Source organism: Neobacillus sp. FSL H8-0543 (assembly GCF_038592905.1).
Classification (GTDB): Bacteria; Bacillota; Bacilli; order Bacillales; family Cytobacillaceae; genus Neobacillus.
Genome location: NZ_CP151943.1, coordinates 72,896 through 84,768, shown reverse-complemented (window position 1 = coordinate 84,768; position 11,873 = coordinate 72,896). Strand labels below are relative to the sequence as shown.

General features: G+C 38.2%; 8 protein-coding genes. 7 read left to right on the top strand and 1 reads right to left on the bottom strand.

The annotated features are described in order from the left end of the window. A complete protein-coding gene (serC, locus tag NSS81_RS00465; protein ID WP_342431620.1) occupies nucleotides 1-1,098 on the bottom strand; it encodes a 3-phosphoserine/phosphohydroxythreonine transaminase in 1,098 nt (365 codons plus the stop codon). 174 nt (nucleotides 1,099-1,272) lie between these two features. On the opposite strand from serC, the gene NSS81_RS00460 reads away from it, so the two are divergent. The 7 genes from NSS81_RS00460 to pabB all read left to right on the top strand — a co-directional run bounded on the left by NSS81_RS00460 (nucleotide 1,273) and on the right by pabB (nucleotide 11,840). Continuing rightward, a complete protein-coding gene (locus tag NSS81_RS00460) occupies nucleotides 1,273-1,773 on the top strand; it encodes a hypothetical protein (protein WP_342431619.1) in 501 nt (166 codons plus the stop codon). 273 nt (nucleotides 1,774-2,046) lie between these two features. After that, complete coding sequence (locus NSS81_RS00455) at nucleotides 2,047-2,802, top strand: type II CAAX endopeptidase family protein (RefSeq protein ID WP_342431618.1); 756 nt, start codon at nucleotides 2,047-2,049, stop codon at nucleotides 2,800-2,802. A gap of 71 nt (nucleotides 2,803-2,873) precedes the next feature. Next, nucleotides 2,874-3,947 (top strand): alpha/beta fold hydrolase, encoded by a 1,074-nt coding sequence (locus NSS81_RS00450; protein ID WP_342431617.1) that lies wholly within the window; start codon nucleotides 2,874-2,876, stop codon nucleotides 3,945-3,947. Nucleotides 3,948-4,077: 130 nt separating this feature from the next. Beyond that, the gene (locus tag NSS81_RS00445) at nucleotides 4,078-5,100 is read left to right on the top strand and encodes a low specificity L-threonine aldolase (RefSeq protein WP_342431616.1); all 1,023 of its coding nucleotides are present in this window, start codon (nucleotides 4,078-4,080) and stop codon (nucleotides 5,098-5,100) included. Nucleotides 5,101-5,293: 193 nt separating this feature from the next. Further along, complete coding sequence (locus NSS81_RS00440) at nucleotides 5,294-7,270, top strand: NAD(P)/FAD-dependent oxidoreductase (protein WP_342431615.1); 1,977 nt, start codon at nucleotides 5,294-5,296, stop codon at nucleotides 7,268-7,270. A gap of 232 nt (nucleotides 7,271-7,502) precedes the next feature. Further along, nucleotides 7,503-9,869: a polyprenyl synthetase family protein gene (locus NSS81_RS00435; RefSeq protein WP_342431614.1), complete on the top strand. Its 2,367-nt coding sequence runs from the start codon at nucleotides 7,503-7,505 to the stop codon at nucleotides 9,867-9,869. Nucleotides 9,870-10,073: 204 nt separating this feature from the next. Continuing rightward, nucleotides 10,074-11,840, top strand: coding sequence for an aminodeoxychorismate synthase component I (gene pabB, locus NSS81_RS00430; RefSeq protein ID WP_342431613.1), 1,767 nt, complete (start codon nucleotides 10,074-10,076; stop codon nucleotides 11,838-11,840). The last annotated feature ends 33 nt before the right edge of the window (nucleotides 11,841-11,873 follow it).

Sequence of the window (11,873 nt, the reverse complement as noted above, 5' to 3'; positions counted from 1 at the left end):
TTACTTATTCGCTTTTTGAAATTGAATCATAAACTCACTAAACGCCTGGCACGCCTCAATTGGTACTGCATTGTAAGCAGATACGCGGCAGCCACCGATAGAGCGATGTCCGTTAACGCCAACAAAGCCTTCCTGTTTAGCCTGATGTAAAAATTTCTTTTCTAATTCTTCTGTTTCTAAGTTGAACGTAATGTTCATGAGGGAACGACTGTCTTTGTCAGCATGGCCAACATAAAAATCATTACTATTATCGATTACATCATAGATTAGTAGCGCTTTTCGCTCATTTAACTCAGAGATGGCACCGACTCCGCCTAACTCGCGAATCCAGTTAAGGACCTCGCCTAACATATAAATCCCGAAAGTTGGCGGAGTGTTATATAAGGAATTATTTTTCACATGCGTGCTGTATTTTAACATGGTTGGAATATTGGTATTCGCTTTTTCAAGTAAATCCTTCCGAATAATTACAACCGTTACCCCTGATGGACCAAGATTTTTCTGGGCACCAGCGTAAATGAGTGCAAACCTGCTGATATCAATCGGTTTAGAGAGGATATCACTCGACATGTCTGCAATTAAGGGGACATCACGAGTGTCAGGATAGTCTTTCCACTGAGTACCATAAATTGTATTGTTGGATGTTAGATGTAAATAGGCATCACCCGTTTGATACTGTAATTCCTCAAGCTTTGGTATCCGGCGGTAGTTCCCTTCTTTAGCGGAAGCTGCTTGATAAACCTCACCCAAAAGCTTTCCCTCGGAGAATGCCTTTTCAGACCACGATCCCGTCATGACATATGCAGCCTTTTCTCCCGTGTGCAGGAAATTCATTGGTATCATCGAAAACTGCAAACTAGCTCCGCCTTGTAAGAAAAGGACCTCATGCGTATCCGGAATAGATAATAATTCTTTAAGACTGCTAATCGCCTGATTATGTACTTCCTCATAGGTGCTACTCCGATGGCTAAGTTCCATGACGGACATTCCTGTTCCTCGAAAATCAATCAATTCCTGCTGTGCTTTCTCAAGGACTGAAATAGGTAAAGCGGAAGGGCCAGCATTAAAATTATAGGTGCGGTGAACCTGTAGTTTCATTAATCTCACTCCCATTTTGTCTTTCCTTGAATATACCATAGTTTTAAAATTGTGAAAATAAATACAATTTAGTTTTATGAAAAATATTCATTGGGTGTAGTAGGAAATAAGGTGTTTTGCACGATGGTAACTTTGTCTACATAGGATATAGTATCTGATGGAAGAGGTGATTTCGTGAATAAATGGTTAAAAGCAGTTATTCTGACATATCTATCCCTCTTGTTTTTTGGCAGTTTTATCGCTGTAGGTGTATTGTTTACTGGGGCGCTTGAGGAAAGGCTCCCATTTGTTGCAGATATTAAAATCTTCTTGTATTATTTTTTCGCTGGAGCTATTGGTGGATCACTGCGGCACCTTTACATGTTTTGCTCTCATTATATGAAAAATGAATTGACCGATTATCGAAAATGGATTATTTATATTTTTTATCCGATATTTGCAACTGGAACATCTGTAGTTGCTGTCACGCTGATCCAAAGCGGAATATTATTAATTGAGTTCGTCGAGTTTGACGATACCCCCTTTGCGCAAATAAGCTTAGCGTTTTTTGTTGGCTTCGGTTTTAACCGATTTGTAAGAAAACTTAATGAGGTTTCGAAAAATATGTTTCAAACAGTAAATGGTGAAAATAACAACTCTGAAACCAACCAACCGATTGAAAAAGAAAAGAGCTAATTCATTTTTTAATTCTTCGCCAAGTTTGAGAGCTTCACTAACACGATCCAAGAATACTTGGGTGGTGATTTTTTTTGATAATAAGTGGCTCAAGTTCTTCTACACCCTCTGTTTTTAGAGGTTCATATAAAAGTAAGAAAATTAAGAGTATAATGGATACGAGGATAGTTTGAAAAATTAACCAATTAACCAAAAGGATAGATACATCTAATATTTGCTAGATTAGCTTATGTAATTATAGTAAAAGATGGAGGTGATCGTTTGTATAAGGAAATGGAAAAACATAGGGTAGCATCTTACTTTATAATAACAATGCTAATAAGCGTATTATTATTACCACTTCATTTTGTATTTCAAACAGTGGGAAATTACTCTGTCTCCTTCACTCAATTTGCACCTGCATTAGCTGTTGGACTTTTTTCTGTTGTTACGATGGGAAAAATCATGATGCCTAGAATCATAGGTTCATCACATATCCATGGTGATAATTTAAAATGGATGGGCCTTGCTTTTTTGCTCCCATTCCTATGTATTGCAGTAAGCAGTATAGCGATATCACTATTTGGAATTACGTATAAACCGTGGAATGGAAGTGCTATGTTTTATTTCATCAATATCATTGCTATCCTTCTTGGTTGCACTGCTGAAGAGATAGGATGGAGAGGGTTTCTACTTCCTCAATTCCAAAAAAGATATTCTCCTATATTGAGCAGTCTCATGGTTGGAATTCTTTGGGGAGTATGGCATTTAAATTTTACAGGTGGCTTATTGGGCTTTGTCCTTTACATAATTACAATTGTTGAATCATCCATCTTGATGACCTGGCTGTATAACAAAACCGATGGCAATTTAACGACTATGATTGTGTATCATTTCACATTTAGTTTCACATCACATGTATTGTTATGGGGAAGGTTCAATCTACAGCTTTTCATTACTGAAATTGTCGTTTTTGGGTTAGCATGTGCGTTTGTTGTTCTGAAAAATAGGGAGATGTTCTTCCATACACCAATTGCCCCTAAAATATAATTGTCTACAAGTGTGTAATACGCCTTAAATATATTTTTGAAGCTAAAGATTTATCAAGGGGGAAGATTTAAGTGGAAGTGGACGTTAGAGGTAAAAAGAAGGCACGGGGCATTACGTTGATAGTTCTAGCCATATTCATACTCCTTTTTTCAATCCTTTCAATGTTTGTTGTCAAAGTGATTTATGATGGACAATTCCAAAGATATGACAAACCAGAAGTGTCAGGTTATCTCCAATATAGTAATGTTGATGGATATGACCGAACGACGGTTGAATTCGAGTCCAAAGAAAACACATTGACTGGTTATTTGTACGGTGAAGGTAACGAGAAAGGTGTGGTGGTTATTGCTCATGGACTTGGAGAAGGTGCAGAAAACTATCTGGCGGAAACAATGTATTTTGTAGATAACGGTTGGCGCGTATTCTCTTTTGATGGTACTGGTAGCCATGAGAGTGAGGGAGAAGGCACCATCGGTCTTCCGCAATCCGTGATCGATTTAGATGCTGCTTTGACTTACATAAAAAGTAATAACAGATTAATCAATCTACCTATTATGCTATACGGACACAGCTGGGGTGGTTATGCCGTTACCGCAATATTGAATGGTAACCATGATATTTCAGCAGTTGCAAGCATTTCAGGATTCAATTCTCCATCGGAATTCCTACTAGAACAAGCAGATAATATGATGGGATTTTTTTCCTATGTAGAGTATCCTTTTTTATGGATATATCAGAACATGCTTTTTGGTCGTACGGCCAGGATGACAGCGGTAGATGGAATAAACAATACGGATACTGCAGTCCTAATTATCCATGGGGACAAAGATGAATCCATATCCTATGATGGATCAAGTATCATAGCACATAAGGGTGATATTACAAATCATCTTGCTAAGACTAAAACAATTAGTGAAGAAAACCATAATGGTCATAATAATTTATTTGTTTCCGATGCGGCAAGTAAATATATTAATAAAAAAAACGAAGAATACAAAGTGCTTTTTGAAAGGTACAATGAGAATATACCAAAGGATATTAAAGCAGAGTTTTATGAGGGCGTAGATAAATTTAAAACGAGTGAACTTGATGTTGAATTTATGAGGGAAATCAACCGCTTTTTTGAAGGCAGTTTAAGTAATTGAAATGAGTATGCATTTTCTATGCCTGTATTAAAATGGTGGAAATAGGTTTTACCATGTTCCTATTTATTTTAGTTTTTTGAATTCATTTGCTATGGTATGATGAAAAAAATATAGATTCGGGGGAAATCCAATGTACAGCTTTAAGAATGATTACAGTGAGGGCGCACATCCTAGAATATTGAATGCTTTACTAGAATCCAACTTAGTGCAGGACGAGGGCTATGGGGAAGATCAATTCTCCCGCGAAGCAATCGATCTATTAAAACAAAAAATTGGCCGGACGGACGTTGATATCCACCTTTTATCAGGTGGGACGCAAACAAATCTTACCGCAATTTCTGCTTTCTTAAGACCTCATGAGGCTGCAATTGCAGCGAGTACGGGACATATTCTCGGGCATGAGACAGGTGCGATTGAGGCAACTGGACATAAAATATTATCGGTTGCTGTAGACAACGGCAAACTATCTCCTACCGACATTCAAGCTGTTCTCGATCTTCATACCGATGAGCATATGGTAAAACCGAAATTGGTATACATATCGAACTCTACAGAAATAGGGACCATTTATTATAAAAATGAACTTGAACAGTTAAGTGATTTTTGCCGAAAGAATAATCTTTATTTGTATATGGATGGCGCAAGATTAGGTTCAGCATTATGTTCGGAAGAAAGTGATCTTACATTAAGCGAAATCTCAGCACTTGTAGATGCCTTCTATATTGGTGGAACTAAGAATGGAGCTCTCTTAGGTGAGGCATTAGTTATTTGCCTTGAAAGTCTTAAAGAGGATTTTCGCTATCATATAAAGCAAAAGGGCGGGCTGTTAGCAAAGGGAAGATTATTGGGAATTCAGTTTCTTGAGCTTTTCCGTGACAACCTTTTCTTTGAAATAGCCTTTCACGCCAATAAAATGGCTGATCTGCTAAAAAATGAATTAGTCAAAGAGAATTATACATTTCTAACTCATTCACCTTCTAATCAAATCTTTCCGATACTCCCTAATGCAATCATTACTGAATTACAAAGTAAATATGCCTTTCACATTTGGGAAAAGGTTGATGCAGATTACGCAGCTATCCGCCTTGTCACTTCTTGGGCAACAAAAGAGGAAGCCGTTGCAGCTTTTATTAATGACATAAGAAGATTATGAAGCTGGTGACTCAGAAAATCGTTACAAACGACCAATTCTGAGTCGCCTTTTTTTGTGGTGCCTGTCACCTTATTTGCCATATTTGTCACTTCTATACAAAAATATGGCTGTATTGGTGGCTTATAATAAATATGGGTATTATTTTTTTTACAATAGTTTGTGAAATGTTTAACAAATAAAAGGAGGGATTTATTTGAAGTACAGTCATTTATTTGAAAAAGGAAACATTGGCAAATTAACTTTGAAAAACAGAATTATTATGCCAGCAATGGGAACCAACTTGGCTGGTCCCAATGGTGAAGTTACGGATCATCAAATTGCCTATTATGAAGAAAGGGCAAAAGGCGGTACAGGGTTAATTATTGTGGAATATACTTCCATCGATTATAAGCTAGGGAAGGCAGCCGCTAATCAATTAAGAATAGATGAAGATCGTTTCATACCAGGAATTCATCGATTAGCTAATGCAGTACATAAATATGGTGCGAAAATATTTGTGCAGCTTCAGCATCCAGGAAGAGAAACCACTTCCGCATTACTAGATGGTAAACAAATCGTAGCGCCAAGCGCTGTAACTTGTGCAGCAATTGGAGAAGAACCAAGAGAGCTAACTAACGTTGAAGTAAAAGAAATCGTTAACAAATTTGTTATGGGTGCAGTTAGATGTCAGCGGGCTGGTATAGATGGTGTTGAGCTCCATGGTGCCCACGGCTACCTAATTAACCAGTTCTTAAGCCCTAATACAAATTTACGTACAGATGAATACGGCGGCAGCTTTGAAAACAGAATGAGATTTGTCGAGGAAATCGTACGAGGTATTAAAGAAAAATGCGGCGAGGATTTCCCTGTTTCGATTCGACTTAGCGTAGACGAATTCGAAGAAGGTGGAATGGATATTCCTTTGAGCAAAGAAGTCAGCCGATATTTAGAAAAAATAGGTGTGGATGCCCTTCACGCTAGCTGCGGAAACTATAACTCTATGGAAAAAATGATCGAATCTATGCTCTACGAACAAGGTTGGAGAGTTTATCTTGCCGAGGCAATTAAGAAAGAAGTCTCTATCCCTGTAATTACGGTAGGCGTTATACGTGAACCGGAGTTTGCCGACAAAATCCTTACAGATGGCAAAGCCGACTTTATAGCAATGGGTCGTACACACCTCGCAGATCCAGAATGGGCAAAGAAAGCATTTGAAGGTCGTGAAAAAGAAATTAGGAAGTGTATTTGCTGCCTGCAATGTACAAGGGCAGGTGCCCATGTTAATTGCGCGATCAATGTTAGAACAGGACGGGAACTAGAGTTTACGGAATTCAAACAAATTGAGGATAAACGCAATGTGGCAATCGTTGGAGGCGGACCAGGAGGAATGGAAACCGCTAGGGTTCTTACATTAAAAGGATATAATGTAACCATTTTTGAGAAAGATAACAAGCTTGCAGGACAATTGAATCTTGTGACGGCACCATTAGCTAAGGAAAAAATGAACTGGATGATTGAATATCATAGAAACGAAATGGAACGGCTAAATGTAGATGTTCGTTTAAATACAGAAGCCTCCGTTGAAATGATAAAATCACTAAATCCATATGCTGTATTCTTAGCAACGGGTGCAAAACCAATAATTCCAGAAATAGAAGGAAATAATCTTACAAATGTTTGTGATTATGAAGATGTCTTATTAAAACGTAAGTCCTTTTCAAATCAAAAAATTGTAGTAATTGGCAGTGGAATGGTTTGTTATAGTGTTGTCAGTCAGCTTGCTAGACAGGGAAATGATGTGACATTAGTTGAGGTACCAACGGAGACGGGTAACAAAGTTACCCCTCACACAAGAATGACGATTGTAAATCGTTTGAAAAAGGCAAATGTTGAGGTCATCGAAGGCCATCAAGTAGCAAAAATCCTATCAAATTCTGTATTAGTCGAGGATGAGTTTGGTAAACAATCAGAACTTGAAGTTGATCATGTGGTGTTCTCCATGGGAACACAATCCTACAATCCTCTGGAAGAGTTATTTCTTAAAAATTTTGATAATGTTTTTGTTATAGGTGATGCAATCAATCCTGGCTCGATTACAAATGCAATAAAAGACGGATTTGAAAAAGCTTTTGTTCTTGAATCCATTGTCACTAAAAAAGAAACATCAGAAGAATTGTTAGTAACGGTTTAATTTGTAAGCTATTTTTCCAGATAACACTTTTTTTCATTTACTCTCAATCACCTTCTACACTAGTAGAAGGTTTTTTTGTTGTTTCTTACATGGTAGAATAAAAATATCAAAAAATGCCGTTAATTTAGTACTAAAACTAAATATATTTTGATAGTTTTAAGTGTATGCTTGGAATACTAATCATAAATTCGGGAAAATTTCAAAGAGAATAATAAGTTGAGGTAATTATTATATGAATGATGAATTAAGTAAAAATGCTGACACTAGTTATCAGCTGGCTGAACAGAAGGCAGAGCATTATTTTAAATCACTTTATGAGCAGCTTTTGCAAAAGACCTACGTGACTACCCTAACAAAAGATATTCAATCTTGGAAGCACAACCATATTCATCATTCATTTTTATCCCTTTTTTCAAGTGGAAAGAGGAAGCCGAGCTCTCAAGGGTATCACAATTATCTCCAATGGCTGGATTACACAGGGAAACTTGATAATTACCTAGACAGAAGCATCTCATATATTTTCATGCGTGATCTGGGGAAAGCACTGGACTCAGATGAGACAAAGGCAAGTATTCATCGTTTTGTAGATAGCTTAAAAGGTAATTTAACTCAACGAGGAAACAAAACAGAGCCGTTTAGCATGGTTGGGTTATACAGGTTAGCCCAGAAGGACGGCATTGAAAGCTCAATGATCTGGGTGGTAAACAAACTTAAGATGGTAGCCTCGAATATTCCAAAGGGGATGGATGCTGATCATGCCCAGCGGAAACTAATTAAAATCATCGGTGGGGTAATCATGCATCAGATTGAAGAGCTGGGTGATAAGACACCCCCTGAAGTACGTACTCAGAAACTTGATGAAGCGATTAGGCTGGGTTATTCCTATGGTTTGACCTACCCCTTTATTGATGATCTTCTTGATGCCAAAATATTATCTGCTAACGAGGAAAGGCAATATTCCGATTTGATAAGGACCACACTAATTACCGGGTCTGTTCCTGCACTTGGCGAGTGGACTGGAAATAACAAGGAGTTAATCAGGTTTATTCATTCGGAATTAAAAGAGGCCTATGAGTATATTAATAACCACCAACGGCAAGAGACAAGGGAAAATTTTTCCGAGCAATCTTATGTATTTTTTAATGCCCAGGAAGTAGATCGTGCAAAGAGTTTATCAAATGCAGCTTACACTAATGAAGAGATTTACATCCCGATCATTTTAAAATCTTCATCCTCCCGCTTAATTGTCCGTTCGGTAATTAGTGCACCTAAGGATGAAGGCTTTGACGAGCGTTCCTTTTATTATGGCATCTACAACCAGCTAGCGGATGATTTTGCAGATATGTTTGATGACATGAAGGATGGTGCGGTAACACCTTATACATATTACTTGAAATATCATGATAAACGTTCAGACCTTATTAACCCTTTTGAACTATACTGGACAGTTATCTCCAATTTGATCCATCATGTATACCACTCTGATAGCAAGACTTGTGAGGTGATTCTAGATCGAGCGTTCAACGGTCTGAAACGATTTAAAGAACGAATGGGAACGAAAAAGTACAAAGAAGTTATGGATATATTTGCTACTGGTAATTCTAAGTTTAACCGGATTCTTCAAAAAATGGTTCAAAAAGCAGATGATGTGGATTTTTTTGATAAACTGCTTCGGGACCATATGATTACAAACCTTAAAAATGAACGGATAGAGCGGGAAGAATTTACTGAGATGATTGAAAATGTCCGTATTGAAATAAATTCTAGCTTAACTATCCCTAAAATAGATAATATTCCTTTGATGAAAGACCCAATCATAGACGCCGCAAACTACAGTTTAGAAGGCGATGGAAAGCGATTAAGGCCAATAATGACTTGGGTTATGGGTGTTAATGAATATGGATTAAATAGTTCAGCAATCGTTCCGCTCTTGAGATCCTTGGAATATATGCATACCGCTTCGCTAATTTTCGATGATTTGCCATCACAGGATAATGCTTCCATCCGCAGGGGGCGTCCAACCCTGCATGAGATTTATAACATGGGCGTAGCTGAGCTTACTGGACTCTTCCTAACTCAAAAGGCGATCGAGGAACAAGCATCTCTTGATCAGTTTGACCCGAAAACGGTGCTAAGCTTGATTCAATATTCAGCACAAGTGACAGAAGATATGTGCAAGGGACAGGCGATGGACCTGAATTCCAAAGGCAAACAAATGACCCTTGAACAATTAAATATGATGAGCTTTTATAAAACGGGAAAAGCATTCGAGGCGTCACTCCTAATGCCTGCCATTCTCGCTGATGCTAAAAGTTTAGAAATCAAAGCTTTAAAAAAATTTGCCTACCATGCGGGCATTGCTTTTCAAATTAAGGATGATGTATTAGATGTTGAAGGGAATCAAGCCTTACTTGGAAAGCCTCTTGGAAAAGATGCTGAAAACAACAATACGACCTTTGTTTCAATCCTTGGTCCTGATGGGGCCAGAAAAGCGATGTGGGAACATTATTGTCTTGCAATAGAAGTGTTGCAGGATGTCCCGCGCAACACCACTTTTCTGAAGCATCTATTAAATTATTTTGTGAACCGGGATCATTAAGATCGTTTTAGAAACTTATTAAAAATTAGGCTCTGTTAAAGGTCATTGTTGATTTATAACTCTGTTGATTGGAGCGGAAGTCGCTTGACTCCTGCGGGAGTACGGCGCCGAGGAGGCTCCCCGGCACGCCCGCGGAAAGCATAGCGCCTGGAGCGGAAATCAACAGCCAAGTTTAACAGAACCAAAAATTAAAGGAATTTAGGGATGAAAACAAACAACATGAAACATAAACACGCACTCTTATCATTTGAATATTCCAATTCTAAAGATAAAATAACACCATTTACTTTTCAGGATCCGTATAAGGTGATTATTGCTCAAACCGTGGAGGAAGTGTTGCCCAGTCTGAAACTTATTCAGGAGGCAGTGGATAGCGGGTATTATGCTGCAGGATTTTTATCCTATGAAAGTGCTCCTGCCTTTGATTCGGCTTATCGGGTTAGCGAAGGAGGTACGATGCCGTTATTATGGTTTGGTATTTTTTCAGAGCCAGCGCTTCAACCGCTTACTAGTACTGGGGAATTTAAGGTAACAGAATGGAAACCATCTGTTAGCAGGGACGAGTACAATCAATCAATTAGGACTATTAAACAATTGATTGAGAACGGTGATACCTATCAAACAAATTATACGATCCGCTTAACTTCACAATTTGAAGGGGATGAGGTATCTTTTTTCAATAGATTGAAAAAAGCACAAGCCTCCAATTATTGTGCGTATATCAATACGGGGGATCATAGTATTTTGTCTGCATCACCTGAACTATTTTTCCACTTAGAAGGCGACCAAATTACCACCCGACCGATGAAAGGAACAACCAAAAGAGGAAAATCGTTTGCAGAGGATAGTGAAAATGCCAAAGAGCTCTACCACTCGGAAAAAAACCGGTCAGAAAATGTTATGATCGTCGATTTGCTGAGGAATGATTTAGGTATGATTGCGGAACCCTCGACGGTAACCGTTGAAAAGCTTTTTGAAATTGAGCAGTATCCAACGGTCCATCAAATGACCTCAACGATTACTGCAAAGGTATCTGAACATACGCAACTAGTTGATATTTTTAAAGCACTGTTTCCATGCGGGTCAATTACTGGCGCACCTAAGATTAGTACGATGAATATCATCACGGACTTAGAAACGGCGCCGCGTGAAGTCTATTGTGGTGCCATTGGGTATATAACACCAAATATGGAAGCGATTTTTAATGTACCGATTAGGACTGTAGTGCTTGAGCATAAATCTGGAGACGTGGTTTATGGTGTTGGAGGCGGGATTACCTGGGATTCTACGACAGAAGGGGAATATCATGAAATCCTTACAAAAGCAAAGTTACTCGAGGAGGAGCCTGTGAAATTCCAGTTGCTCGAAAGTTTGCTTTTAGAAAATGGCTGCTATTTTTTACTTGACGAACACCTAACACGCCTTGAAAATTCTGCTCAATATTTTGATTTTCAGTTAAATGATGTTAAAAGAGCCTTACATGAATTTTCAGGTGAAAATAGTATTGGTGTGTACAAGGTGCGTCTCCTCGCGGCAAAAGACGGGGATATGACGATAGAAAGTCAGCCTATTACCCTTCAAGAAACAACTTTGAAAGTGGTCCTTGCTGAGGAGCCGATAGATAAGGATAATCCATTCTTATACCATAAAACGACGAATCGGGAAATATATACTAAATTTCAGAAACGAAAGCCTGAGGATGTTTTCGATGTGTTGCTTTGGAATGAAGACGGAGAGTTGACGGAATTTACTAATGGCAATGTAGTCGTGGAAATGGATGGATATTTATGGACACCCCCAGTTTGCAGCGGTTTATTAGCAGGTACCTTCCGTGAAAGACTAATTAATACAGGCGGAATTCATGAAAAAATTATATCCGTTTCCGATTTAGAAGACTGCACAAGAATTTGGTTTATTAACAGCGTACGAAAATGGAAAGAAGTTCAAGTGATTAAAAAGGCTAACCGGTAATTGGTTAACCTTTTTCCTATTCATTTGTATCTC